Here is a 25564-nt window from a genome sequence, read left to right as displayed (position 1 = left end):
CATCCCGAACTCAGTAGTGAAACGACGCATCGCCGATGGTAGTGTGGAGCTTCTCCATGTGAGAGTAGGTCATCGTCAAGATTCAATTCCGAAACCCCTATCTGCAAATGCAGGTAGGGGTTTTGTCTTTCATGGGCGAAATAAACCCACCCATGCACTCAGGGAACAGCCTCCATGCTATGTTCCCCTCTCTTTTCGACAGCTCAAGGACGCACCATGTCGCATGCCAGCACGCTCACTCCGGGATTCATGGTCGTTCACGGCAACCGCCTGGATGTGCTGCGCAGTCTGGTAGTGAGCTGGATGCGCCGTCATCCGCTGGCGCCTCTGGAAAACGAAATCGTCCTGGTGCAGAGCAACGGTATCGCCCAGTGGTTGAAGCTGGCCCTTGCCGAAGATCCTGAGGACGACGACATGGGCGGCAGCGGCATCGCCGCGGCCATCGAGGTACAACTGCCCGGCAGTTTCATGTGGCAGCTTTACCGCAAGGTGCTGGGCCGCGAGGAAATCCCGGAAATTTCCCTGCTCGACAAGGCCCCGCTGACCTGGCGCCTGATGCGCCTGCTGCCAGAGCTGATCCATCAGCCGCACTTCGAGCCTCTGCAACGCTTCCTCCTCGATGACAGCGACCTGCGCAAGCGCTACCAACTGGCCGAGCGCCTGGCCGACCTGTTCGACCAATACCAGGTGTACCGCGCCGATTGGCTGAAGGAGTGGGCCGCTGGCCGTCATGTCCTGATCAACGCCCGCGGCGAGACCCGCCCGTTGTCGCCGGCCAACTGCTGGCAGGCCGAGCTGTGGCGTGCCTTGCTGGTGGATGTCGGCGAAGCGGGTATGGCGCAGAGTCGGGCCGGGGTGCACCAGCGTTTCATCGAGCGTATCAATGGCCTGGACCAGGCACCGCCGGGGCTCCCCTCGCGAGTGATCGTCTTCGGTATTTCCTCGCTGCCGGCCCAGGCGCTGGAGGCCTTGGCCGGCCTGGCGCGTTTCAGCCAGGTGCTGCTCTGCGTGCACAACCCCTGCCGTCACCACTGGGCCGATATCGTTGCCGACAAGGATCTGCTGCGTCACCAGTACAAACGCCAGCAGCGCAAGAACGGCATGAGCGCCCCGATCGATGCCGAAAGCCTGCACCAGCACGCCCATCCGCTGCTCGCCGCCTGGGGCAAGCAGGGCCGCGACTACATCAACCTGCTCGACAGCTACGACGATCCCGCCAGTTACCGCACGGCGTTCAGCGATGGCCGTATCGACCTGTTCAGCGATGATCAGCCACAGCACCTGCTCGGCCAACTGCAGGACGATATCCTCGAATTGCGCCCGCTCGGCGAAACCCGCGAGCGCTGGCCGGACGTCGATCCGAAGAAAGATCCGTCCGTGCGTTTCCATATCGCCCACAGCGCCCAGCGCGAAGTGGAAATTCTCCACGACCAGTTGCTCGCCCGCTTCAGTGCCGACCCCAGCTTGCGTCCGCGCGATGTGATCGTCATGGTCCCGGATATCAACACCTATGCCCCGCATATCCGCGCGGTGTTCGGTCAGCTCGAGCGTGGTGACAAACGCTTCATCCCGTTCACCCTGACCGACCAGGGTCAGCGCGGTCGCGACCCGTTGCTGATCGCCCTGGAGCACTTGCTCAAGCTGCCCGACAGTCGCTTCCCGGTCAGTGAAATCCTCGACCTGCTCGACGTGCCCGCCCTGCGCGCGCGCTTCGCTATCAAGGAGAGCGATCTGCCAACCCTGCACCGCTGGATCGAAGGCGCGGGCGTGCGCTGGGGGCTGAATGCCGAGCAACGCGCGAGCCTCGGTCTGCCGGATGACCTGGAGCAGAACAGCTGGCGTTTCGGCCTGCGCCGCATGCTCCTGGGCTATGCGGTGGGTGCGGGTGACAGCTGCGACGGCATCGAGCCCTACGACGAAATCGGCGGCCTCGATGCGGCCCTGATCGGCCCGCTGGTGGCCCTGCTCGACGCCCTTGAAGTGGCCCATGCCGAGCTGTCCCTGGCGGCCACGGCAAGCCGTTGGGGTGAACGCCTCAACGCGCTGCTGCAGGTGTTCTTCCTCGCCGAGAGCGAGCACGACGACTATCTGCTGGTGCAGTTGCGCGACCTCTGCGACGTCTGGCTGGAGACCTGCGAGTCGGTCGGCCTGGCGGACCTGCTGCCGCTCACCGTGGTCCGCGAAGCCTGGCTCGCCGGGCTCGACCAGGGGCGTCTGTCCCAGCGTTTCCTCGCCGGTTCGGTGAACTTCTGCACCCTGATGCCGATGCGTGCCATCCCGTTCAAGGTGGTCTGCCTGCTGGGCATGAACGACGGCGACTACCCGCGCGCGCAACCACCGTTGGACTTCGACCTGATGGGCAGCGACTACCGCCCTGGCGACCGCTCCCGCCGCGAGGACGATCGCTACCTGTTGCTCGAAGCGTTGCTGTCCGCCCGCGCGCAGCTGTATGTCAGCTGGGTCGGCCGCAGTATCCGCGACAACAGCGAGCGCCCTGCCTCGGTGCTGATCGGCCAGTTGCGCGACCATATCGCCGCCGGCTGGCGACTCAAGGGCGCCGCCGGCGACAGCAGCCACGACGCTGGCGAGCGTTTGCTGGAAAAACTCACCACCGAGCATCCGCTGCAGCCTTTCAGCCTTCGCTATTTCCAGCGCGGCAGTGAGCTGTTCAGCTACGCCAGCGAATGGCGCAGCGTGCATCAGTCGGAGGCGCGGGCCGCGAACGAGGACGATTGTCTCGAGCGCTATCAGACCGACGAGGCGCTGCCCCTCGCGCTGCTCCAGGACTTCCTTCGTCACCCGGTCCGGCATTTCTTCAGCCAGCGTCTGAAGGTGTTCTTCGAAGCCGTGGAAGAGCCGCTGGCCGATGATGAGCCGTTCGTGCTCGATGCGCGGGAACGCTACAACCTGAGTGACAGTCTGCTCGGCGCCGCGCTGCTCGATCCCGGGCACAGCGATGCCGCCCTGAACGCCCAGGCCCGCCGCCTGCAGGGCAGCGGCCTGCTGCCACTGGCGGGCTTCGGCGATTGTCTGCGCCAGGAGTTGATCGATCCGCTGCCGGACCTGCTGCAGCGCCACCAGCAGTTGCTGCGGCAGTGGCCGGTGGCCATCGACAGTGCTTTGCCGATTCGTTTCGAAGCCGGCGAGCTCAAGCTCGAAGGCTGGCTCGGCCGTGTCCGGCAGCGTGCCGACCAGGCGCTGCTGAGCATTACCACCCTGCCCAACGGCATCATCAGCGGCCGTTCACTGAAGTGGCATCGCCTGACCGCCATCTGGGTCATGCACCTGGCTGCCTGCGCCGTCGGCCACCGATTGCACAGCGCCGTGATCGCGACTGATGTAAGCCTCATGCTGGACCCGCTCGACCAGCGCGAGGCCGGCGAGTTGCTCGGCAACCTGCTGATCTCCCGCCAGGCCGGGATGAATGCACCGTTGCCGGTGGCGATCAAGACGGCCTTCGCCTGGCTGGCCGGCAAGGATCCGGACAAGGCGCTCGCCGAAGCCGCCAAGACCTATGACGGCAGTGACCGCCGCCCGGGCGAGCGCAGCGAAATCGTCGCCCTGGCCCGCCAGTTCCCGGACTTCGCCGCGCTGACCGCCAGCGAGGATTTCGAGGGCTGGTGCGAGTCGTTGTACAAACCGATGTTCGAAGCCCAATGGCAGACACTCGCCGCTGAGGAGGCGCGCTCATGAGCGTTGCAGTCAAACCCGCGCCCCTGGCGTTGACCTTCCCGCTGCATGGCAGCCAGCTGATCGAAGCCAGCGCCGGTACCGGCAAGACCTTCACCATTTCCGCCCTGTACCTGCGCCTGGTCCTCGGTCACGGCGGCGAGCAGGGCTTCGGTCGCGAACTGTTGCCACCGCAGATCCTCGTGGTGACCTTCACCGACGCCGCCACCAAGGAGCTGCGCGAGCGCATCCGCACGCGCCTGGCCGAAGCCGCGCGCTTCTTCCGCGGCGACCTGGCCGAGGCCGATCCGTTGCTCACGCAGTTGCGTGACGATTACCCCGCGGACACCTGGCCGGCCTGCGCCAATCGCCTGGAAGTGGCCGCGCAGTGGATGGACGAGGCCGCGGTCTCGACCATCCACAGCTGGTGCCAGCGCATGCTGCGCGAGCATGCCTTCGACAGCGGCAGCCTGTTCACCCAGACCCTGGAGACCGATCACAGCGAGCTGCTCGGGCAGGTCATGCGCGATTACTGGCGGCGTTTCTGCTACGGCATGCAGGGCGAGGCACTGGCCTGGGTGCGCGAACACTGGGTCAGTCCGGATGCGCTGTTGCCACGGGTTCGTGCACTGTTCGGTCGTCATCCGGGAGAGGCGGGCACGCTGGAGCCGGGGGAGATCATCGCCGCGACGCTGCGTCAGCGCGGCGAGCAACTGCGGGCACTGAAAGCGCCCTGGGTGCAATGGTCGCAGGAGCTGCTGCAACTCTGTCGCGATGCCATGGCGGCCAAGCAGGTGCATGGCAAGATGATCCAGGAGCGGTACATCAAGTCCTGGTGCGACAAGCTCTGCGCCTGGGCCGAGGATGACCAGGCGCAAGAGCTGGACATCGGCAACGGCGCCAAGCGCTTCACCCCCGATGGCTTCGCCGAGGCATGGAAAAGCGAACCGCCGAGCCATCCGGCGCTGCAGGCCATGGTCACCCTGCAGGAGCAACTGCAGGCCTTGCCGACGCCGGATGCGCCACTGCTGGAGCATGCTGCCGCCTGGGTCTCGCAGCGCTTCGAGCAGGAAAAACGGCGCCGCGCGGAAATGGGTTTCGACGACATGCTCCAGCGTCTCGACCATGCCCTCAGCGGCCCGGCCGGCGAGCGCCTGGCCGGGTTGATTCGCGAGCAGTTCCCGGTGGCCCTGATCGACGAATTCCAGGACACCGACCCGGTGCAGTACCGCATCTTCGAATGCATCTACCGCATCGAGGACAACGTGCGCGACACCGGCCTGTTCCTGATCGGCGACCCCAAGCAGGCGATCTACGCCTTCCGCGGCGCCGACATCTTTACCTACCTTGGTGCCCGCCGCGCCACGGCCGGACGTCTGCACAGCCTGGACACCAACTTCCGTTCGACCCAGGCGATGGTCACGGCGGTCAACCATGTGTTCGTCCAGGCCGAGCAACGCGGGCAGGGCCGTGCGGCCTTCCTGTTCCGCGACGCGCAAGGCGAAAACCCGGTGCCCTTCGTCGCGGTCAAGGCGCGTGGGCACAAGGAGCATCTGCAGGTCGCGGGTCAGCCGGTGGCGGCGTTGACCCTGTGGCATGAGAGCAGCCCGGCGCCACTGTCCAACCCGTTGTACCGGCAGATCATGGCGGCCAGTTGCGCGACGCAGATCGTCCATCTGCTCAATGGCGGGCAGCAGGGCAGCGCCGGCTTCGTCCAGGCCGATGGCACGCTGCGCGGCTGCCTGCCCTCGGACATCGCCATTCTCGTGCGCGACGGTGATGAAGCGCAGCTGGTGCGCGGCGAGCTGGCGGCGCGCGGGGTGCGCAGCGTCTATCTCTCGGACAAGGACTCGGTGTTCGCCGCCCAGGAGGCCCGCGACCTGCTGGCCTGGCTCAAGGCCTGCGCCGAGCCGGACAATGAGCGCCTGCTCAAGGCCGCCCTGGCCAGCAATACCCTGGGGCAGCCGTTGCGCGCCCTGGCCCAGCTCAACGAAGACGAACGGCGCTGGGAAGATCGCGTCATGCAGTTCCGCCAGTACCGGCTGATCTGGCGCGTGCAGGGCGTTCTGCCGATGCTCCGACGCCTGCTGCACGACTTCGACCTGCCCAGCGTGCTGATGGGCCGCGGCGATGGCGAACGGGTGCTGACCAACCTGCTGCACCTGGCTGAACTGCTGCAGCAGGCGGCCACCGAACTGGACGGCGAGCAGGCGCTGATCCGCCATCTTGGCGAGCACCTGGCCGCCTCCGGGCAGGCCGGCGAAGAGCAGATCCTGCGCCTGGAAAGCGACGAGCAACTGGTCAAGGTGGTGACCATCCACAAATCCAAGGGCCTGGAGTACGAGCTGGTGTTCCTGCCCTTCATCTGCACCTTCAGGCCGGTGGACGGCTCGCGCCCGCCCCTGGCCTGGCACGACGAAAACGGTACGCTGCAGCGCACCCTGAACCCCACCGACGCGCAGATCGCCCGGGCCGACGACGAGCGTCTGGCCGAGGACCTGCGCCTGTTCTACGTGGCCCTGACCCGGGCCAGGCATGCCTGCTGGCTCGGTGTCGCCGACCTCAAGCGCGGCAACGCCAGCGAGTCGCTGCTGCATCGCAGCGCGCTCGGCTATCTGCTCGGTGGTGGTCAGCCGCTGGCGAATTCCGAAGCATTGGCCGGGTGGCTCGATGAGCTGAAGGAGGGCTGCGCGTCCATCAGCACGCTGCCACCGCTTCCCGTCGATGAGCAGCTGTATGTCCCGCCGCGCCAGGGTGCCGAACTGCTGGCCGCGCGCGAGCCGAAACGCAGCGCTGCGGAAAACTGGTGGATCGCCTCCTACAGTGCCCTGCATATCGGTGAGGAGGCGTTGCTGCTCGACGCCGACGTGGCCCAGGCGCAGCAACTGCTCGACGACGAGCGTCCGGACCCCGAGGCCCTGCGCGACGTGGCGGCGATTGCCGGCGATATCCATCGTTTTCCGCGCGGGCCCAATCCCGGGACCTTCCTTCACGGCCTGCTGGAGTGGACCGGGCAACAGGGCTTCAAGCGGGTCGTCGCGGTGCCGCAGACGCTGCACGACATGGTTGCCCAGCGCTGCAATCGGCGCGACTGGAAAGGCTGGATCGGTACCCTCGGGCGCTGGTTGCAGCACCTGTTGCAGACCCCGCTGCGCCTGGGCGACGACAGCGTGCCGGTGGCCCTGGGCAGCCTGGCCCAGTACCAGATCGAGATGGAGTTCTGGTTCGCCAGCCACCGTGTCGACGTGCTGCGCCTGGACCGTCTGGTCGCCCAGCACACGCACCAGGGCGCGGCGCGTCCGGCGGCGCAGGGCGCGCTGCTCAACGGCATGTTCAAGGGCTTCATCGACCTGGTCTTCGAGCACGACGGGCGCTACTACGTGGCCGACTACAAGTCCAACTGGCTCGGTCCCGATGACCTGGCCTACAGCGAGGCGGCCATGGAAGCGGCGATTCTCGAACACCGCTACGACCTGCAGTACGTGCTCTACCTGCTGGCCTTGCACCGCCAGTTGCGCGCGCGTCTGCCGGACTACGACTACGACCGGCATGTCGGCGGCGCACTGTTCATCTTCCTGCGTGGCGCTCATTCGCCGAGCCAGGGCGTGTACTCCATCAAGCCGCCGCGCGCGTTGATCGAACAGCTCGACGCGCTGTTCCGCGGCGCACCGCCCGCGACGCAACAGGACCTGTTTGGAGATGCCCCATGAGCCGCACCCTCGACGATCTGCTGCCGACACCACTGGATGCCGAGCACCTCGCCGCGCTGGCGCCACTGAGCGACAGCGAAGACCTCCTGGCCCTGCTCGATCGCTGGGTCGAACGTGGCTGGCTGCGCGCGCTGGACCGCGCCTTCGTCGGCTTTCTGCGTGACCGCGAAGCGCAGGGTGACCCGCTGGTGCTGCTGGCCGCGGCGCTGGCCAGTCACCAGTTGGGGCACGGGCATGTCTGTCTCGATGTGCACAAGACCCTCGCCGAGCCGGACTTCGCCCTGTCCCTGCCGCCGGAAGGCGATGTGCTGGCCGGGCCCTCGCTGTTGCCGTCGCAGTTGCTCGAACGGCTGAGCGCCGACACCTGGCTGCAGCGTCTGCAGGCCAGCGCACTGGTGGCGGCGGGCGAGGCGCCGCAGCATGCGTCGCGTCCGCTGGTGCTCAGCGAGGGGCGGCTGTATCTGCGTCGCTACTGGACCTACGAACGGCAGATCGACAGCGCCCTGCGCCAGCGCCTGCAGCAGCGCGAAGCGACTCCCGCCGACCTGCGCGGGCGTCTCGACGCCCTGTTCGGCGAAGGTGCCGAAGCCGGGCAGATCGACTGGCAGAAGCTGGCCTGCGCCCTGGCGACCCGTGGCGCGTTCAGCATCATCACCGGCGGTCCCGGCACCGGCAAGACCACCACGGTGGTGCGCCTGCTGGCCCTGTTGCAGGCGCCGGCGGTGGAGGCGGGGCGGCCGCTGCGCATTCGCCTGGCCGCGCCCACCGGCAAGGCCGCGGCGCGCCTGACCGAGTCCATCGGGCAGCAGGTGGAGCGGCTGGCGGTCGACGCCGAGGTGCGTCAGCAGATTCCCTGCGACGTCTCCACGGTGCACCGCCTCCTGGGCAGCCGGCCCAACTCGCGGCATTTCCGCCATCACGCCGGCAACCCCTTGCCGCTGGATGTGCTGGTGGTGGACGAGGCGTCGATGATCGACCTGGAAATGATGGCCAACCTGCTCGCCGCGATGCCGGAGAGTGCCCGGCTGATCCTGCTCGGAGACAAGGACCAGCTGGCCTCGGTGGAAGCGGGAGCGGTGCTCGGTGATCTGTGCCGGGATGCCGAGGACGGTCGCTACAGCCCGCAGACCCGCACCTGGATGGAGCAGGTCAGTGGTGAGTCGCTGGCGCAGAGCGGTCTTGAGCCTGGCGATGGCGAACGCTATCCGCTGGCCCAGCAAGTGGTGATGCTGCGACGTTCGCGGCGTTTCGGCGAGGGCAGCGGGATCGGCCAGCTGGCACGCCTGGTCAACCGTCAGGAAGCCGCGCAGGCACGGGCCCTGCTGCGCGAAGGGCAGTACGCCGATGTGTTCGGCCTGAGCCTGCGCGGCGAGCAGGATCGTGCCCTCGACCGGCTGGTGCTGGATGGGCTGAACCGTGGTCCGCAGGGACCGCAGGGCTACCGCGATTACCTCCACGCCATTCGCCAGGGGCGTCCGGCCGCCGGCAGCGCGATCGACGATCCGTGCTGGAGCGAGTGGGCGATGACGGTCCTGAAAGCCTTCGAGCGCTTCCAGTTGCTCTGCGCGGTGCGCAAGGGGCCGTGGGGCGTCGAGGGGCTGAACCAGCGGGTCGGCCGTGTTTTGACCAGCGCCGGGCTGATCGACGGTGAGCAACCCTGGTACGAAGGCCGGCCGGTACTGGTGACCCGCAACGACTACGGCCTGAACCTGATGAACGGCGATATCGGCATTGCCCTGCGGGTGCCGGACGGCCAGTCCGAAACTGCGCCGCTGCGGGTCGCCTTCCCGCGCAACGACGGTCGGGGCGGGGTGCGTTTCGTCCTGCCGAGCCGTCTCAGCGAGGTGGAAACGGTGTATGCGATGACTGTGCACAAATCCCAGGGCTCGGAGTTCGCCCATACCGCGCTGGTCCTGCCGGATGCGCTGAATCCGGTGCTGACCAAGGAGCTGATCTACACCGGGATCACCCGGGCCAAGGACTGGTTCAGCCTGATCGAACCGCGGCTCGGGGTGCTGGAGGAAGCGGTGGAGCGCAAGGTGAAGCGGATTTCGGGGTTGATGCTGGAGGAGGTGTAGCCACCGGTGAAGCTGACCCATGCGCAGGACCGCATGGGTCAGGCCCGACCGGACAGGAGCCCGGGAGATCACCGCTAGGCGGACAACAGAGGGTGTGAGACACTAAAGCCTCAAGGAAAGTGTGTGATTTATGACAGTAGGAGAGGCCTCCAAAGCGCAAGGATGTGTGTTCTCACGGAGAGGGGAGAGTGCTTCGCCAAACCGCTAGTTTTCTCGGACGCACAACATGCCTAACCGGCCCAGACCCAAGCTGAATCTCCGCTTTCTGTTACTCGCCCTCGTTTTCTCCTCCTCGGTCGCAACGCTCATCAATACCTTCTGGGTAATGTTCAGTACGCAAAAACGCGAGATGATCGAAAGTGCCCTGGAAACCAATAGAACCTATGCGATGCGTGTCGCTACCAGCATCGAAGGGGTTCTGGATTCCGATCTGGACAGGCTGAAATACAGTGCAGGAAGAATTGGCGCTACGTTGCCCGGACATCAGGCGTTGACGCAGGAAGCCCAGCGATTGTTCGAACAGGACGATAGTTTCAATTCCGTTCTTGTAACCAATGCCAATGGCATCATCATCGCCTCTGCCCCGCAGAGTCTGAATCTCGATGGCAAGGAAGTCCTGAATCGTGAACCCCTCGATTTGCGCAAGCCGATGGTGAGCGACGCCTTCGAATCCCTGTCGAAGAACCTCGTGGTGTTCATATCCCATCCCATCTTCGCCAGCGATGGTCGCTATCTGGGGCTGGTGGGGGGCAGTATTCGCCTGGAACAGAAAAGCACGCTGCAAGCGCTGATGGACCTGAACGTCCGCCAGGACGGGGCGTTTGTCTACCTGACCGACAGCAAACGCCGTGTGCTTTATCACCCCGACGCGAGACAGATCGGCAAATCGCTGGCGCAGGGCTCAATCGTCGATTCCGCACTGAGTCGAACCAGCGGCTCGATGAACTATGTGGATGAGCGTGGCAATGAAATGCTCGGTGGATATGCCGGCATTCCCACCAGTCGTTGGGTGGTCGTCTCCCAGCAACCGTTGACGAGCATCGAAGATACGCTGAACGACGCGACGCTGCGGGTGGCCAAAGGCGTGCTGCCGCTGGCGCTCTTCGGGTTCCTGTTGATCTGGTGGCTGGGGACCAAGATCTCTACCCCGCTTTCCCGACTTGCAGAGGGCGCGAAACGGCTCGACATGCCGGAAAGCTATGATCGAATTCGCGCGGTGCCCGCCGATTATTATGAAAGTTGGCAAATACGCCGGGCGCTGCTGTTGGCGGCCACATTGCTGGCGGAGAAAATCGGCAGGCTCAACAAAGAAGCACAAAGTGACGCCCTGACCGGCCTGGCCAACCGTCGGGCCATGCAGGAGCGGTTGTCTTTCTGGCAGGAGATGAAGACACCGTTCGCGGTGGTGTCCATCGACATCGACCACTTCAAGCGGGTCAATGACACCTTCGGCCATGCTGCTGGCGACGAGACGCTCCGGTTCGTCGCCACTCTCATGAAGCAGAACTCCAGGCCGGACGACCTGCTCTGCCGGGTGGGCGGCGAGGAGTTCGTGCTGCTGTTGTCAGGCGGGTCGATGGCCGTCGCGAAGGAGGTCGCCGAGCGATTGAGGATTTCGATTGAAAATACCTCGATCGAGACGGTGGGGCATGTAACGGTGTCGCTGGGCGTCGCGCTCTGGAACCCTGGCCAAGACATACCCGCCGTGTTGAAGAAGGCGGACCAGATGCTTTACATGGCCAAACAGCTGGGCCGCAATCGCGTCATTCTGGAAGACCCGTCGATCTCGCTGGAAGAGAAAGCATGAGCGGCCTCGAGCGTGCTCATCGGTTGTCGTGGCCGTGCGTCGATGGCCGCCGGGAGTACGCACCCCGGCTCGGGGCGGCCTGCATCAGTCGGGAAACACCATCGCCTGCGACTCGCCCATCAACAACGGGCTGTTGCGCTCCGTCACATCGCGGATGTAGTCCCACAACAGGGTAATCCGCTTCAGCTTGCGCAGGTCTTCCCGGCAGTACATCCAGAACTGCCGGGTGATCTGCACCTCCTCCGGCAACACCGGCACCAGCCGCGGATCCTGCGCGGCCAGGAAGCACGGCAGGATCGCCAGGCCACGTCCCTGCTGCGCGGCGACGAACTGCGCGATCACGCTGGTACTGCGCAGGTGCGCGGTGGCGTTGGGCAGCAGGTTGTGCAGGTACAGCAACTCCGAACTGAACGCCAGGTCGTCCACGTAGCTGATGAAGAGATGCTCGCCCAGGTCGCTGGCGCGGCGGATCGGCGGGTGGCGGTCGAGGTAGTCGCGGGTCGCGTACAGGCGCAGGCGGTAGTCGCATAGCTTGCAGCAGACATACGGTCCGTGTTCCGGTCGCTCCAGGGCGATGACGATATCCGCCTCGCGCTTGGACAGGCTGATGAAGTGCGGCAGCGGCAGGATATCCACCGAGATCGCCGGATAGGCGTCGACGAAATGGCTCAGCTGCGGGGTGATGAAGAAGCTGCCGAAGCCCTCGGTACAGCCCATGCGCACATGTCCGGAGAGCGCCACGCCGGAGCCTGAAACCTGCTCGCAGGCCATGTGCAGGGTGCTTTCGATCGACTCCGCGTAGCTCAGCAGACGCTGCCCTTCGGCGGTGAGGACGAAGCCGCTGGTCCGCGATTTTTCGAACAGCAGCGTGCCCAGCGCCTGCTCCAGCGAGCTGATCCGGCGCGACACCGTGGTGTAGTCGACGCCCAGGCGCTTGGCCGCGCTGCTGGCCTTGCGGGTCCGCGCCACTTCAAGAAAGAACTTCAGGTCGTCCCAATTCAGCGAACCCAGGGATGTGATGTTTTTTTGCATGTTGGACCGGTTTTTATGTGCGTTCTTGTTAGAAGTTTGCACATCTATACTCGAAAACAGCCCGGGCCCCAAGCCCTGTCATGGCGACCATTCTCTCGCTAACAACAATCTCCAGGAGACGCCTCATGAACGCATCCCTCACCCCCGGTCAGACCAAGGTCGACCAGGTCCGCCTGCTGATCGACGGTCAGTGGGTCGAGTCGAAGACCACGGAATGGCGCGACGTCGTCAATCCGGCCACCCAGGAAGTGCTGGCGCGGGTGCCCTTCGCCACCGCCGAGGAAGTCGACGCCGCGATCGCTGCCGCGCAGCGCGCCTTCAAGACCTGGAAGGACACGCCGATCGGTGCACGGATGCGCATCATGCTACGCCTGCAGGCGCTGATCCGCGAACACTCCAAGCGCATCGCCGTGACCCTCAGCGCCGAGCAGGGCAAGACCATCGCCGATGCCGAAGGCGATATCTTCCGCGGTCTGGAAGTGGTGGAGCATGCGTGCAGCATCGGCACCCTGCAGATGGGCGAATTCGCCGAGAACGTTGCCGGCGGCGTCGATACCTACACCCTGCGCCAGCCGATCGGCGTGTGCGCCGGGATCACCCCGTTCAACTTCCCGGCGATGATTCCGCTGTGGATGTTCCCGATGGCCATCGTCTGCGGCAACACCTTCGTGCTCAAGCCGTCCGAGCAGGACCCGCTGTCGACCCTGATGCTGGTGGAACTGGCGATCGAGGCCGGCGTGCCGGCCGGTGTGCTCAACGTGGTGCACGGCGGCAAGCAGGTGGTGGATGCGCTGTGCACCCACAACGATATCAAGGCGATCTCCTTCGTCGGCTCGACCGAAGTCGGCACCCACGTCTACAACCTGGCCGGCCAGCACGGCAAGCGCGTGCAGTCGATGATGGGGGCGAAGAACCACGCCGTGGTCCTGCCTGACGCCAACCGCGAACAGACCCTCAATGCCCTGGCGGGCGCTGCGTTCGGCGCGGCCGGCCAGCGTTGCATGGCGACCTCGGTGGCGGTGCTGGTGGGCAAGGCCCGCGAATGGCTGCCGGAGCTGAAGGCGCTGGCGGCGAAGCTGAAAGTGAACGCCGGCAACGAGCCGGGCACCGATGTCGGTCCGGTGATTTCCAAGCGCGCCAAGGAGCGTGTGCTGGGCCTGATCGAAAGCGGTATCCGCGAAGGCGCCAAGCTGGAACTGGACGGTCGTGACGTCAAGGTCCCGGGCTACGAGAACGGCAACTTCATCGGCCCGACCCTGTTCTCCGGGGTGACCACCGACATGCAGATCTACACCCAGGAAATCTTCGGCCCGGTGCTGGTGGTGGTGGAAGTGGACACCTTCGACGAGGCCATCGCCCTGGTCAACCGCAACCCCTTCGGCAACGGTACCGGCCTGTTCACCCAGAGCGGCGCGGCGGCGCGCAAGTTCCAGTCGGAGATCGACGTCGGCCAGGTCGGCATCAACATCCCGATTCCGGTACCGGTGCCGTTCTTCAGCTTCACCGGTTCGCGCGGCTCCAAGCTCGGCGACCTCGGTCCTTACGGCAAGCAGGTGGTGCAGTTCTACACTCAGACCAAGACCGTCACCGCCCGCTGGTTCGATGACGACAGCGTCAACGATGGCGTGAACACCACCATCAGCCTGCGCTAAGGAGTTGATCATGCGTATCGCATTCGTGGGGCTGGGCAACATGGGCGCGCCGATGGCGCGCAACCTGATCAAGGCCGGCCACAGTCTCAACCTGTTCGACCTCAACACCACCATCCTCGCCGAGCTGGCCGAGCTCGGCGGGCACATCAGCGACTCGCCGCGGGATGCGGCGAGCAACGCCGAACTGGTGATCACCATGCTGCCGGCCGCGGCCCATGTGCGTGGCGTGTACCTCGGCGAGAACGGCGTGCTGGCTGGCGTACGCGCCGGCACGCCGGTGGTGGACTGCAGCACCATCGATCCGCAGACCATCCGCGAAGTGTCCGCGGCGGCGGCGAAGCAGGGCGTGGACATGGGCGACGCGCCGGTGTCCGGCGGTACCGGCGGTGCTGCCGCGGGCACCCTGACCTTCATGGTCGGCGGCAGTGACGCGCTGTTCGCCACGCTGCAACCGGTGCTGGCGCAGATGGGGCGCAACATCGTGCATTGCGGCGCGGTGGGTACCGGGCAGATCGCCAAGATCTGCAACAACCTGCTGCTGGGCATCTCCATGGTCGGCGTGTCCGAGGCCATGGCCCTGGGCAACGCGCTGGGCATCGATACCAAGGTGCTGGCGGGGATCATCAACAGCTCGACCGGGCGCTGCTGGAGTTCCGACACCTACAACCCGTGGCCGGGGATCATCGAGACCGCGCCGGCATCGCGGGGCTATACCGGTGGCTTTGGCGCGGAGCTGATGCTCAAGGACCTGGGCCTGGCGACCGAGGCGGCGAAGCAGGCGCATCAGCCGGTGATCCTCGGTGCGGTGGCGCAGCAGCTGTACCAGGCGATGAGCCTGCGTGGCGATGGCGGCAAGGATTTCTCGGCGATCGTCGAGAGTTACCGCAAGCCTGAGTGATCAGCGTTCAGGGGCCGCTTTGCGGCCCCTGTTCCATCAGGCGAATACGAAGTACTTGCGCACCGTCTCGACCACTTCCCAGGTCCCCTTCATCCCCGGCTCGACGATGAAGATATCCCCCGCGCGCAGATGGATCGATTCCTGGCCATCAGGGGTGATCACGCAATAGCCTTCCTGGAAATGGCAGTACTCCCACTTCTCGTAGTTCACCCGCCATTTGCCCGGGGTGCAGATCCAGGTGCCCATGATCTTGCTGCCGTCTTCGCTGGTGTAGGCGTTGAGGTTGACGGTGTGCGGGTCGCCCGCCAGTTTTTCCCATTTGCAGGCGTCGAGTACCGGCAGCGGATGGGTATCGCGAAGGACGACGATTGGCTTGCTCATAGGGGCTCCGTCAGACAGATGAAAGAGTCCGCAGCCTAGCGAGGCGCTCCGTCCGGCAATTGCCTGTGCTCGACGTCCAGTTGTCTAAACGCGCGGCTCCAGTGCCGTCAGCAAGGCCAGGGCCTGGCCCGGCAAGCTGGCGAAATCCCGCGCGCAGAGCAGCAGACGGCGTTGTGCCCAGGCGTCCTGCAAGGCCACGCTGCGCAGGGGCAACAGCCCTTGCCAGCGCTGCACCGCGGCCAGCGGCACGATACCCAGTCCGGCGCCGTGGGCGACCATGCGAATCACCCCGTCGAAGCCTTCGGCGCGCACCCGCACCTGCATGCGCCGGCCCAGGTGCAGGGCCTGTTCCTCCAGGTGCAGGGACAGTGCGCTGCTGGCGCCGAGGCCGACATGACCGTGCTCCAGCGAGCGGGCGAAGCCGGGTTGTGCGACGGACGCGAGGGGATGGTCCAGCGGCATGATCAGCACCAGCGGGTCGTCGCGGAACGGGCGGGTCTGCAGGTCGCCGGTGGCCACGGCGGTCGAGACGATGCCGAGGTCGGCGATGCCCTGGCCGAGGGCCTGGACGATGCGCAGGCTGGGCAGTTCCTGGATATCCACATCGATATGCGGGCGTTGGCGGAGGAAGGTGGCGAGCAGTTCCGGCAGGTACTCGCTCAGCGCCGCGGTGTTGCACAGCAGGCGTACCTGGCCGTGCAGGCCGTTGGCGTACTGGGCCAGGTCGAACTGCAGGCGCTCGACCTGCTGGCCGATCTGCCGCGCGTGGCTGACCAGCGCCTGGCCCGCCGGTGTCGGCTGCACGCCGCGGCGATTGCGCTCCAGCAGGGCGATGCCCAGCGAGCTTTCCATGGCGCGGATCCGCGCGCTGGCCGCCGGCAGCGACAGATGACTGCGCCGCGCGCCGGCGGTGATGTTGCCGCATTCGACGGTGTGGAGGAAAAGGCGGAGGTCGATGAGGTCGAAGTGCATGGAGAGAGGCCGGCAGTTGCTGAATCTTCAGCCTATCACTGCGCAATAGGCAGAGTGTCGGAATCACAGATAGGCGTTTTGCCGCATCCGCGGCAGCATAACCCCATGACCACCATCCTCAGCTTCTACCAATCCATCGGCCCAGCCCTGACTCTGCTGGTTCTACTCACCTTCCTGCTGGCCGGCGCGGTCAAGGGGGTGATCGGCCTGGGGCTGCCCACCATCGCCATGGGGCTGCTCGGTCTGGCTATGCCTCCGGCGCAGGCAGCGGCCTTGCTGATCGTGCCCTCGACCCTGACCAATGTCTGGCAACTGGCGAGCGGTGGGCATCTGCGCGGTCTGCTGTGGCGGCTATGGCCGATGCTGGCGATGATCTTCATCGGCACCCTGGTCGGCAGCGCCTGGCTGGGGATAAGCAGCGCTGCCTGGGCGGCTCATGCGCTGGGCGCGGCATTGCTGCTGTATGCGCTGGTGGGGCTGTGGTTGCCGCCGTTCAGCCTGACCGCGGCGCAGGAACGCTGGCTGGGGCCGCTGTGCGGCGGGCTGACCGGGCTGATCACGGCGGCCACTGGGGTCTTCGTGATTCCCGCCGTCCCTTACCTCGGCGCGCTGGACCTGGAGCGCGACGCGCGCGTCCAGGCCCTGGGCCTGTCGTTCAGCGTGTCCACCGTGGCCCTGGCCATCGGCCTGGCCGGGCAGGATGCGCTGGGTGGCGAGGCGCTTGGCGCGTCAGTGCTGGTGCTGCTGCCGGCACTGCTCGGCATGCTGTTCGGTCAGTGGCTGCGCCAGCGCATCAGCGCGCCGCTGTTCAAACGCTGCTTCTTCATCGGCCTGGCGCTGCTTGGCGCACACCTGCTGATCAACGGTTAGCCGAGGACGGGCTGAGCATCTCGATCAACTGGATCTCGAAATCCCGCTCCAGGTAGTCCATGCGCTTTTCGAAGAATTCGCGCATGTGCGGCAGGGACGAGTGAACGTCGAGCGCGGCCTTGCTGGCCCAGATTTCGTAGAAGACGAACAGGCTCGGATCTTCCTTGTCGCGCAGCATGTGGTATTCGATGCAGCCCGGTTCGGCGCGGCTCGGTTCGACATAGGCGCGAAACAGCGCTTCGAAGGCCTCGGCCCGTTCCGGACGGGTCTTGGCTTTGAGGATGAAGCCGTAGGGTTCGTGCATGGGAAGTACCTCGTGGAAATGAGGTGCTGATTCTATTTCAGCAATCCAAGTCTGATTCGTGCCTTTAGGTCAAAAGTATTTTGCCCGCGCGACGGTTTTTCCCACCCCTCTCCCTCACTAATCTGCCGCCATCCCGATATCCCGGTCCCCCTGGCCCCAGGCCTTGACGCGGACCCATCACCGATGAGGCAAGACATGAAAAAGGTTCTGTTGCTCAACGGCGGCAAGCAATTCGCCCACTCCGACGGCCGCCTGAACGAAACCCTGCACGAAACCGCCCTGGCGTTCCTCGATCGCGCCGGTTTCGATGTGAAGACCACCTACATCGACGGCGGCTACGACAATCAGGAAGAAGTCGCGAAGATCCTCTGGGCCGACGTGCTGATCTACCAGATGCCCGGCTGGTGGATGGGCGCGCCGTGGACCGTCAAGCAGTACCTGGACGAGGTCTTCACCGCCGGCCATGGCAGCCTCTACGCCAACGACGGCCGGACCCGTTCCGATGCCTCGCAGAAGTACGGCAGCGGCGGCCTGATCCACGGCAAGCAGTACATGCTCTCGCTGACCTGGAATGCGCCGCAGCAGGCCTTCGACGACCCGAGCGACTTCTTCGAGGGCAAGGGTGTGGACGCGGTGTACTTCCCGTTCCACAAGGCCAACCAGTTCCTCGGCATGAGCGGCCTGCCGACCTACCTGGCGGTGGACGTGATGAAGCGCCCCGACGTGCCGGCCGCGGTGGCTGCCTATGAGGCGCACCTGGCGCGGGTTTTCGCCATCGAGGCCTGAGCCGCTCTTGCGTCGGGCCGGGCGAGGGGCTATCTATCTGCGCGTCATGTGTCGCGAGGTAGCCCCGTGAAAGCCAGGTCCGATGAATTGCAGGTGTTTGTCTCGGTGATCGAGTGCGGCTCGATTTCCGCCGCCGCCGAGCAGGGCGGGCAGACGCCTTCGGCGATCAGCCGCACCCTGTCGCGTCTGGAAAGCAAGCTGGGCACCACGCTGATCAACCGCACCACGCGGCGCATGGACCTGACCGAGGAGGGGCGGTTCTTCTTCGAGCGGGCCAAGGCGATCCTGCAGCAGATGGACGAGCTGGAAGACCATCTGTCGCGCCACCAGCAGACGCCATCCGGGCGCCTGCGCATCAATGCGGCGCTGCCGTTCATGCTGCACGCCATCGTGCCCTGGGTCGCGGAGTTCCGCGCGCTGTATCCGCAGATCCAGCTGGAGTTGAACACCAACGACCTGATCATCGACCTGCTGGAGCAGAGCACCGACGTGGCCATCCGCATCGGCGACCTGGCCGATTCCAGCCTGCATGCCCGCGCCCTCGGCTGCAGCCCGCTGAACCTGCTGGCCAGCCCGCACTACCTGGAGCGTCATGGCACGCCGCAACGGGTCGAGGACCTGGCCAGACACACGCTGCTCGGTTTCACCCAGACCGAAACCCTCAATCACTGGCCATTGCGCCACAGCGAAGGCGATCGCCTGCTGATCCGCCCGACGATTTCCGCCTCCAGCGGCGAAACCCTGCGCGCCCTGGTGCTGGCCGGCGAGGGCATCGCCTGCCTGTCGCACTTCATGACCCACGAAGACATCCGCGCCGGCCGCCTCGTGGTACTGCTCGGCGAGGCCAACAGCGGCTACCGTCAGCCGATCAACGCGGTGTACTACCGCAACTCGCAACTGGCCCTGCGTATCCAGTGCTTTCTCGATTTCATGCAGCGCAAGTTGGCGATGTACGCCTGCTGAAAAGGAAAAGTCCCACGTTGTTTGATAACTCTTCCCCCATGGGCCTTAATGAGTGTTCAACGAAAACAACAACCAGGGACGTACTTATGCGCGTTGTGATGTTTCGCACCTTGGGTTTCTCCGCGGCGATCCTCGCCAGCTCAACTACTTATGCCGTCACGCTGGAAGGCGGCGCGGTGGCCGCCCCCGATCAATATGGCGCACAGGTGGCCGCCGACATTCTGAAGAAGGGCGGCAACGCGGTGGATGCCGCGGTCGCCACGGCCTTCACCCTCGCGGTCACCTATCCCGAGGCCGGCAATATCGGCGGCGGCGGTTTCATGACCCTGTACATGGACGGCAAGGCGTATTTCCTCGACTACCGCGAAGTGGCGCCGAAAGCGGCGACGCGCAACATGTACCTGGACGACAAGGGCGAGATCATCGAGAACCTGAGCCTGGTCGGCGCCCGCGCCGCCGGAGTGCCGGGCACGGTGATGGGTCTGTGGGAGGCGCACCGCAAGTTCGGCAAGCTGCCCTGGTCCGAGCTGATCACGCCCGCGGTGGGCTACGCGAAGAACGGCTTCAAGGTGGCCGCCAAGCAGTACCAGTACCGCGAGGATGCCAAGGGCCTGTTCAAGGACAGCACCAATTTCGATGACTACTTCGGCCAGATGAAGATCGGCGAGACCTTCAAACAGCCCGAGCTGGCGCAGACCCTGGAACGCATCGCCGACAAAGGCGTCAGCGAGTTCTACCAGGGCCGGACCGCCGACCTGCTGGTGGCGCAGATGCAGGCCAGCAATGGCCTGATCAGCAAGGACGACCTCAAGGACTACAAGGCCGTATGGCGCGAGCCGATGCGCATCGACTGGCGCGGCAACGTGGTCTACACCGCGCCGCTGCCCAGCTCCGGCGGCATCGCCCTGGCCCAGCTGCTGGGGATCAAGGAGCAGCGCGCGGCGGACTTCAAGGGCGTCGAGCTGAATTCGGCGCGCTATATCCATCTGCTGGCGGAAATCGAGAAGCGTGTGTTCGCCGACCGTGCCGACTACCTCGGCGACCCGGCCTTCGCCAAGGTGCCGGTGGCCGAACTGGTGGCGCCGGAGTACCTGGCGCGGCGGGCCAAGGAGGTCAATCCGAATGCGATTTCCGCGACCGACAAGGTCCGTCCGGGCCTCGAACCGCACCAGACCACGCACTTCTCCATCGTCGACAAGCAGGGCAACGCGGTGAGCAACACCTACACCCTGAACTGGGACTACGGCAGCGGCATGGTGGTCAAGGGCGCGGGCTTCCTGCTCAACGACGAGATGGACGACTTCAGTTCCAAGCCGGGGGTGGCCAATGCCTTTGGCGTGGTCGGCGGGGATGCCAATGCCATCGAGCCGGGCAAGCGCATGTTGTCGTCGATGAGTCCGAGCCTGGTGACCCGCGATGGCAATGTCACCCTGGTGCTGGGGACACCCGGTGGCTCGCGGATCTTCACCTCGATTTTCCAGGTGCTGAACAACCTGTACGACTACAACCTGCCGCTGGACAAGGCGGTGGCGGCGCAGCGCGTGCATCACCAGTTGCTGCCCAAGGACACGATCTACTTCGACGCCTATGCACCGCTGACCGGGGCGGTGGCGCAGGAGTTGAAGAAGATGGGTTATACCCTGGAGGACCAGGGCTGGGAGATGGGTGATGTGCAGGCGATCCGGGTGAGCGGGGAGACGCTGGAGACGGCTTCGGATCCGCGCGGTCGGGGAGTGGGGCAGGTCGTCAAGTAAGGTGTTCAAGCCCGGAGATCTGTATTGATCTTTCGGGCCTCATCGCGGGTAAAACCCGCTCCGACAGAGATCGCATGCACCGCGAACCTTGTGGGAGCGGGTTCTACCCGCGATGAGGCCCGAAAGAGCGACCTCGAACCCCGGTCAGACGCGGAAGTGGCTGACCATCATCTGCAACTGATTGCCCAGCCGCGCCAGCTCGACACTGGACGCCGCGGTCTCTTCACTGGCCGAAGCGGTCTGCTCCGACACATCACGCACACTCAGGATGCTCCGGCTGATCTCCTCGGCCACCGCGCTCTGCTGCTCGGCCGCCGCGGCGATCTGCTGGTTCATCGACTGGATGTCGGAAACCACGCGGGTGATGCTTTCCAGCGAGGTCCCGGCCTTGCGCGTCAGCTCGACACTGCTGTCGGTCAGGCTGCGGCTGCCGAGCATGACATTGGCCACCTGCTGCGTACCGTTCTGCAGACCGGCCACCAGTTCCTCGATTTCCTCGGTGGACTTCTGCGTGCGTTGGGCCAGGCCGCGCACTTCGTCGGCGACCACGGCGAAGCCACGTCCGGCCTCGCCAGCCCGGGCAGCTTCGATGGCCGCGTTGAGGGCCAGCAGGTTGGTCTGTTCGGCCACCGACTTGATCACATCCATGACGCTGCCGATCTTCTGGCTTTCCTGCTGCAGCTGCGCCATGGCCTCGGTGGAACGTGCCACTTCGCCGGCGAGCTTTTCGATCTGGGCGATGGCCTGGGCCACCACGTCGTCACCGGCACGGGCCTGGCGGTCGGCATCGGTGGCGGCGGTCGAGGCGTGCTCGGCGTTGCGCGCGACTTCCTGCACGGTGGTGGCCATTTCATGCATGGCCGTGGCGACCTGGTCGGTCTCGACCTTCTGGTTGTTGGCGCCGGCGCTGGTCTGCTCGGTGACCGCCGACAGCTCCTCGGCGGCGCTGGCGATCTGCGTGACGCCGTCGCGGATGCCGCTGATCAGGTCGCGCAGGGTGCTGCCCATGCGCTGGATGCCCTGTTGCAGAACGCCGAGTTCGTCGCGGCGGGTGATGCGCTGTTCGTGGGTCAGGTCGCCGGCGGCGATGCGTTCCACCACCTCCAGGGTCTGGCGCAGCGGACGGGTGATCTGGCGGGTGATGATCACCGCCGCGAGCACGCCGAAGAACAGTGCCAGCAGCGTGGCGAGGGTCTGCAGGGTACGCGCCTGGGCGCTTTCGGCATCACGTCGATCGAGCTGGATCTGGTACAGCGCATCGCTGTTCTTGACGATGTCGGCGCCCTGCACGGTCATTTCCTGGCGGGCCAGGGCGATGTCGGCGATGGCGGTCCTGAACTGCATCACGGCGTCGCGATAGCTCGTCACGGCGGCTTCGAACTGCTGGATGCGCGTGCCCTCGTTGGGCAGCGCGCTGCCCAGCTGGCGCGCGTAGTTCAGCGCGTTGTCGAGCTGGCGCAGGGCGGTCTGCTCGGCTTGGGTGGTGTTGTCGGCGATGTAGCCACGTACTTCCAGGCGCACCTGCAGCAGTTGCTCCTTGGCCGCACTGGCGGCACGGAACTGCTCCAGGCGGCTGGCGTCGCCTTCCGGCAGGCTCAGGACGTCGCGGTTGATCGCCTCGATCAAGGTGATCGCGCTGGCGGCGGCAGCTTCCATGCTGGCGCGGGCGGCAAGGGTGCTCTTGTAGCCGGCGCGCATTTTGTCCAGGGACACCTGGTAGTCGGCCATGACCTGCGCGGTGGCCTGCAGGAGCTTGAGGTTTTCCGGGCTCTTGAAGGTCTTCAGCAGGTGCTCCAGCTGCTGGCTGAAGGCGTTGAGCTTGACCTGGACATTGCCGGCGCTGGCATCGTCGCCGTTGGCGATCATGTATTGCAGGCGGGCGATGCGCAGGTTGGTCAGATCGCTGTTGAGGCGGGTGATGTCGCTCATCCAGTTGCTGCGCTGGATCAGGCTGCCGAGGCTGCTCCAGCCGGCCAGGGCGAGCAGTCCGGTGAGTGCCAGGACCAGGCCGAAGCCCAGCCCGAGTTTGCGGTTGACGCTGAGGTTGGCGAACCAACTGTTCATGGGGTCCCTCCAGGAAAAAGGTGTGATCGGCGGTCGCTGATGTGTTCTTTTTCTTGGGGGCCAGCGGGCGTTGAGCAGGCTTTATCGGCGACAACGGCCTGAGCTGAAACGCTTTTTCAATAAATCCGACAGAAATACTCAACAAGATGTGACAAGCCCCGCAAATCGCGGGGCCTGAGAGGGTCGCCGCGCTTCTACAGGCTCTGCGCTTTGAAGGTATCGCACTGCTTCACATCGCCCTTGTCGAACCCCGCCTTGAACCAGCGCACCCGCTGCGCCGAGGTGCCATGGGTGAAGGAGTCCGGCACCACGCGGCCCTGGCCCTGCTGCTGCAGGCGGTCGTCGCCGATGGCGTTGGCGGCATTCAGGGCCTCCTCGACATCCCCCGGCTCCAGCCAGTCGTGGCGCTGCTGCGCCTGGTAGGCCCAGACCCCGGCGAAGCAGTCGGCCTGCAGTTCCTGGCGCACCAGCAGGCCGCTCGCGCCCTCGACCTTCTGCCCGCTGCGCCGGGCCTCGTTGACCTTGGCCGAGATGCCCAGCAGGGTCTGCACGTGATGCCCGACTTCATGGGCAATCACATAGGCCTGGGCGAAGTCGCCGGCAGCGGCGAAGCGCTGTTCCATTTCGCGGAAGAAACTCATGTCCAGGTACACCTGCTGGTCCGCCGGACAATAGAACGGGCCGGTGGCCGAGGTGGCGAAGCCGCAGGCGGAATTGACCTGGCCGCTGAACAGCACCAGCTTCGGGTCTTTGTATTGCTGGTTGGCCTGGGCGAAGATCGCCCGCCAGGTGTCCTCGGTATCGCCCAGGATGCTGGCGACGAACTGACTGCCTTCGTCATTCGCCGCCGGGCGTGGCTGGGTCTGCGTCGGTGCGCCTTGCTCCATCTGCCCGGCCAGTTGGCCGAGGATCTGCAGCGGATCCTGGCCGGTGAGCAGGCCGATGCCGACGATCAGCACCACCGCGCCGAGGGTCAGGCCCTTGCCACCGCCCATGCGCATCCCGCCGCCCGGACTCTCGCCCCGGGCATCGACCACGTTGTCGCTGCGCCTGCCTTTTCGCCATTGCATGGGAGTTTCTCCACGAGGGTGGTGTCATCGTCCTAAAGGGTAGCCCACCACTGAGATAAGCGGTTACACATAACCATATGGTTATGTGTGATGGCGGACAATTCAGTGTTCGCCGGGGCCGTCGCGGGGGACACTTTGCCGCACCACCCGCCCGTCCTGATCGGGCTCTCCATAACTCCAAGAACAGGAGCACGACATGTCTGCCACAGACAACAGTCGCTTCGTTATCCGTGATCGAAACTGGCATCCGAAAGCCTTCACCCCGGACTACAAGACGTCCATCGCCCGCTCGCCGCGCCAGGCCCTGGTGAGCGTTCCGCAGTCGATCAGCGAAAGCACCGGTCCGGACTTTTCCCACCTGCGTTTCGGCGAACACGACAACGACCTGCTGCTCAACTTCAACAACGGCGGCCTGCCGGTGGGTGAGCGCATCCTGGTCACCGGTCGAGTCTTCGATCAGTACGGCAAGCCGATTGCCAATACCCTGGTGGAGATGTGGCAGGCCAACGCCGGTGGCCGCTACCGGCACAAGAACGACCGCTACCTGGCACCGCTGGACCCCAACTTCGGCGGCGTCGGCCGTACCCTGACCGACAGCGAAGGCCGCTACAGCTTCCGCACCATCAAGCCGGGTCCGTACCCATGGCGCAACGGGCCGAACGACTGGCGTCCGGCGCATATCCACGTCTCCATCAGCGGTCCGTCGATCGCCACGCGCCTGATCACCCAGCTGTACTTCGAGGGCGATCCGCTGATCCCGCTGTGCCCGATCGTCAAGAGCATCGCCAACCCGGCCGCCGTCGATCTGCTGATCGCCCGGCTGGACATGAGCAACGCCAACCCGATGGACTGCCTGGCGTACCGCTTCGACATCGTCCTGCGCGGCCAGCGCGCGACCCACTTCGAAAACCGCTGAGGAGCACCGTCATGCCAATCGAACTGCTGCCGGAAACCCCTTCGCAGACCGCCGGCCCCTACGTCCACATCGGCCTGGCCCTGGAGGCCGCCGGCAACCCGACCCGCACCGAGGAAATCTGGAGCCAGATGGCCCGCGCCGATGCGCCGGGCGAGCACATCCTGGTGTTCGGCACTGTCTATGACGGCAACGGCCATCTGGTGCGCGACTCGTTCATCGAGTTCTGGCAGGCCGACCACAACGGTGACTACCAGACCGACTACAACCTGGAAAACGCCTTCAACGGTTTCGGCCGGACCGCGACCACCTTCGATGCCGGCGAGTGGACCATGCAGACCGTCAAGCCGGGCGTGGTGAACAACGCAGCCGGCGTGCCGATGGCGCCGCACATCAACATCAGCCTGTTCGCCCGGGGGATCAATATCCACCTGCAGACGCGGATCTATTTCGACGACGAGGCCGAGGCGAATGCCAAGGACCCGGTGCTCAACCTGATCGAGCAGCCGCAGCGCCGCGAGACCCTGGTGGCGACCCGTTGCGAGCGGGACGGGAAGACGGCGTATCGCTTCGATATCCGGATTCAGGGGGACGGGGAGACGGTGTTCTTCGATTTCTGATCTGTGTTGCCAGTGTCGGGC

At 65.4% G+C, this 25564-nt stretch carries 18 protein-coding genes and 1 pseudogene; 12 read left to right on the top strand and 7 right to left on the bottom strand.

All coding sequences use genetic code 11. The features are described from left to right. Positions 1 to 216: 216 nt before the first annotated feature. From recC to RTI28_RS16715, 4 genes are all read left to right on the top strand, one after another. Positions 217 to 3693: an exodeoxyribonuclease V subunit gamma gene (recC, locus tag RTI28_RS16730; protein WP_316921486.1), complete on the top strand. Its 3477-nt coding sequence runs from the start codon at positions 217 to 219 to the stop codon at positions 3691 to 3693. Continuing rightward, a complete protein-coding gene (gene recB, locus RTI28_RS16725) occupies positions 3690 to 7379 on the top strand; it encodes an exodeoxyribonuclease V subunit beta (protein WP_316921485.1) in 3690 nt (1229 codons plus the stop codon). The genes recC and recB overlap by 4 nt, the downstream gene beginning before the upstream one ends. Continuing rightward, complete coding sequence (gene recD, locus RTI28_RS16720; protein ID WP_316921484.1) at positions 7376 to 9457, top strand: exodeoxyribonuclease V subunit alpha; 2082 nt, start codon at positions 7376 to 7378, stop codon at positions 9455 to 9457. The genes recB and recD overlap by 4 nt, the downstream gene beginning before the upstream one ends. 226 nt (positions 9458 to 9683) lie before the next feature. Further along, entirely contained in the window at positions 9684 to 11264 is a 1581-nt protein-coding gene (locus RTI28_RS16715) for a sensor domain-containing diguanylate cyclase (protein ID WP_316921483.1), read from the top strand. An 84-nt stretch (positions 11265 to 11348) separates the two neighbouring features. Here the strand turns inward: RTI28_RS16715 and RTI28_RS16710 are convergent, their stop codons facing one another. Next, positions 11349 to 12296, bottom strand: coding sequence for a LysR family transcriptional regulator (locus RTI28_RS16710; protein WP_316921482.1), 948 nt, complete (start codon positions 12294 to 12296; stop codon positions 11349 to 11351). A gap of 125 nt (positions 12297 to 12421) precedes the next feature. Between RTI28_RS16710 and RTI28_RS16705 the strand changes: the two genes are divergently transcribed. Together RTI28_RS16705 and mmsB are read left to right on the top strand one after the other, a co-directional pair. After that, positions 12422 to 13948 carry a CoA-acylating methylmalonate-semialdehyde dehydrogenase gene (locus tag RTI28_RS16705; protein ID WP_316921481.1) on the top strand — a complete coding sequence of 509 codons (1527 nt, stop codon included), beginning with the start codon at positions 12422 to 12424 and terminating at the stop codon, positions 13946 to 13948. Positions 13949 to 13958: 10 nt separating this feature from the next. After that, a complete protein-coding gene (gene mmsB / locus RTI28_RS16700; protein WP_316921480.1) occupies positions 13959 to 14846 on the top strand; it encodes a 3-hydroxyisobutyrate dehydrogenase in 888 nt (295 codons plus the stop codon). Positions 14847 to 14882: 36 nt separating this feature from the next. Here mmsB and RTI28_RS16695 read toward each other — a convergent pair whose 3' ends face one another. Then, the gene (locus RTI28_RS16695) at positions 14883 to 15227 is read right to left on the bottom strand and encodes a cupin domain-containing protein (protein WP_316921479.1); all 345 of its coding nucleotides are present in this window, start codon (positions 15225 to 15227) and stop codon (positions 14883 to 14885) included. Between the two features lie 84 nt (positions 15228 to 15311). Beyond that, positions 15312 to 16199: a LysR substrate-binding domain-containing protein gene (locus RTI28_RS16690; protein WP_316921478.1), complete on the bottom strand. Its 888-nt coding sequence runs from the start codon at positions 16197 to 16199 to the stop codon at positions 15312 to 15314. A gap of 105 nt (positions 16200 to 16304) precedes the next feature. Between RTI28_RS16690 and RTI28_RS16685 the strand changes: the two genes are divergently transcribed. Next, positions 16305 to 17069 carry a sulfite exporter TauE/SafE family protein gene (locus RTI28_RS16685; protein WP_316921477.1) on the top strand — a complete coding sequence of 255 codons (765 nt, stop codon included), beginning with the start codon at positions 16305 to 16307 and terminating at the stop codon, positions 17067 to 17069. Here the strand turns inward: RTI28_RS16685 and RTI28_RS16680 are convergent. Beyond that, positions 17059 to 17373 (bottom strand): putative quinol monooxygenase, encoded by a 315-nt coding sequence (locus RTI28_RS16680; RefSeq protein WP_316921476.1) that lies wholly within the window; start codon positions 17371 to 17373, stop codon positions 17059 to 17061. The two genes, RTI28_RS16685 and RTI28_RS16680, sit on opposite strands and share 11 nt — an antisense overlap. Positions 17374 to 17568: 195 nt before the next feature. On the opposite strand from RTI28_RS16680, the gene RTI28_RS16675 reads away from it, so the two are divergent. From RTI28_RS16675 to ggt, 3 genes are all read left to right on the top strand, one after another. After that, positions 17569 to 18159, top strand: coding sequence for an NAD(P)H-dependent oxidoreductase (locus tag RTI28_RS16675; RefSeq protein ID WP_316921475.1), 591 nt, complete (start codon positions 17569 to 17571; stop codon positions 18157 to 18159). Between the two features lie 66 nt (positions 18160 to 18225). After that, positions 18226 to 19122: a LysR family transcriptional regulator gene (locus tag RTI28_RS16670; RefSeq protein ID WP_316921474.1), complete on the top strand. Its 897-nt coding sequence runs from the start codon at positions 18226 to 18228 to the stop codon at positions 19120 to 19122. Positions 19123 to 19208: 86 nt separating this feature from the next. Continuing rightward, the gene (ggt, locus tag RTI28_RS16665) at positions 19209 to 20876 is read left to right on the top strand and encodes a gamma-glutamyltransferase (RefSeq protein WP_316921473.1); all 1668 of its coding nucleotides are present in this window, start codon (positions 19209 to 19211) and stop codon (positions 20874 to 20876) included. A 144-nt stretch (positions 20877 to 21020) separates the two neighbouring features. Here ggt and RTI28_RS30370 read toward each other — a convergent pair whose 3' ends face one another. The 3 genes and pseudogenes from RTI28_RS30370 to RTI28_RS16655 all read right to left on the bottom strand — a co-directional run bounded on the left by RTI28_RS30370 (position 21021) and on the right by RTI28_RS16655 (position 24010). Next, entirely contained in the window at positions 21021 to 21725 is a 705-nt protein-coding gene (locus RTI28_RS30370) for a methyl-accepting chemotaxis protein (RefSeq protein ID WP_410479003.1), read from the bottom strand. Positions 21726 to 21923: 198 nt separating this feature from the next. Further along, positions 21924 to 22805 (bottom strand): annotated as a pseudogene (locus tag RTI28_RS30365) (methyl-accepting chemotaxis protein); the annotation flags it as partial. A 329-nt stretch (positions 22806 to 23134) separates the two neighbouring features. Continuing rightward, positions 23135 to 24010, bottom strand: a complete 876-nt coding sequence (locus tag RTI28_RS16655; RefSeq protein WP_042124864.1) for a neutral zinc metallopeptidase — start codon at positions 24008 to 24010, stop codon at positions 23135 to 23137. Between the two features lie 196 nt (positions 24011 to 24206). Between RTI28_RS16655 and pcaH the strand changes: the two genes are divergently transcribed. After that, positions 24207 to 24926, top strand: coding sequence for a protocatechuate 3,4-dioxygenase subunit beta (pcaH, locus tag RTI28_RS16650; RefSeq protein WP_316921471.1), 720 nt, complete (start codon positions 24207 to 24209; stop codon positions 24924 to 24926). Between the two features lie 11 nt (positions 24927 to 24937). Next, a complete protein-coding gene (gene pcaG / locus RTI28_RS16645; RefSeq protein WP_316921470.1) occupies positions 24938 to 25543 on the top strand; it encodes a protocatechuate 3,4-dioxygenase subunit alpha in 606 nt (201 codons plus the stop codon). The last annotated feature ends 21 nt before the right edge of the window (positions 25544 to 25564 follow it).

This window comes from Pseudomonas sp. zfem002, assembly GCF_032621685.1.
GTDB classification, from domain to species: Bacteria; Pseudomonadota; Gammaproteobacteria; order Pseudomonadales; family Pseudomonadaceae; genus Aquipseudomonas; species Aquipseudomonas japonica.
This window is presented reverse-complemented; position numbering and strand designations above follow the sequence as displayed.

Bases quoted from the DNA above. Each gene is read 5' to 3' on its own strand.
- recC (WP_316921486.1), top strand. From the start codon at position 217: ATGTCGCATGCCAGCACGCTCACTCCGGGATTCATGGTCGTTCACGGC.
- recB (WP_316921485.1), top strand. From the start codon at position 3,690: ATGAGCGTTGCAGTCAAACCCGCGCCCCTGGCGTTGACCTTCCCGCTG.
- recD (WP_316921484.1), top strand. From the start codon at position 7,376: ATGAGCCGCACCCTCGACGATCTGCTGCCGACACCACTGGATGCCGAG.
- RTI28_RS16715 (WP_316921483.1), top strand. From the start codon at position 9,684: ATGCCTAACCGGCCCAGACCCAAGCTGAATCTCCGCTTTCTGTTACTC.
- RTI28_RS16710 (WP_316921482.1), bottom strand. From the start codon at position 12,296: ATGCAAAAAAACATCACATCCCTGGGTTCGCTGAATTGGGACGACCTG.
- RTI28_RS16705 (WP_316921481.1), top strand. From the start codon at position 12,422: ATGAACGCATCCCTCACCCCCGGTCAGACCAAGGTCGACCAGGTCCGC.
- mmsB (WP_316921480.1), top strand. From the start codon at position 13,959: ATGCGTATCGCATTCGTGGGGCTGGGCAACATGGGCGCGCCGATGGCG.
- RTI28_RS16695 (WP_316921479.1), bottom strand. From the start codon at position 15,227: ATGAGCAAGCCAATCGTCGTCCTTCGCGATACCCATCCGCTGCCGGTA.
- RTI28_RS16690 (WP_316921478.1), bottom strand. From the start codon at position 16,199: ATGCACTTCGACCTCATCGACCTCCGCCTTTTCCTCCACACCGTCGAA.
- RTI28_RS16685 (WP_316921477.1), top strand. From the start codon at position 16,305: ATGACCACCATCCTCAGCTTCTACCAATCCATCGGCCCAGCCCTGACT.
- RTI28_RS16680 (WP_316921476.1), bottom strand. From the start codon at position 17,373: ATGCACGAACCCTACGGCTTCATCCTCAAAGCCAAGACCCGTCCGGAA.
- RTI28_RS16675 (WP_316921475.1), top strand. From the start codon at position 17,569: ATGAAAAAGGTTCTGTTGCTCAACGGCGGCAAGCAATTCGCCCACTCC.
- ggt (WP_316921473.1), top strand. From the start codon at position 19,209: ATGCGCGTTGTGATGTTTCGCACCTTGGGTTTCTCCGCGGCGATCCTC.
- RTI28_RS30370 (WP_410479003.1), bottom strand. From the start codon at position 21,725: ATGGCCACCACCGTGCAGGAAGTCGCGCGCAACGCCGAGCACGCCTCG.
- RTI28_RS16655 (WP_042124864.1), bottom strand. From the start codon at position 24,010: ATGCAATGGCGAAAAGGCAGGCGCAGCGACAACGTGGTCGATGCCCGG.
- pcaH (WP_316921471.1), top strand. From the start codon at position 24,207: ATGTCTGCCACAGACAACAGTCGCTTCGTTATCCGTGATCGAAACTGG.
- pcaG (WP_316921470.1), top strand. From the start codon at position 24,938: ATGCCAATCGAACTGCTGCCGGAAACCCCTTCGCAGACCGCCGGCCCC.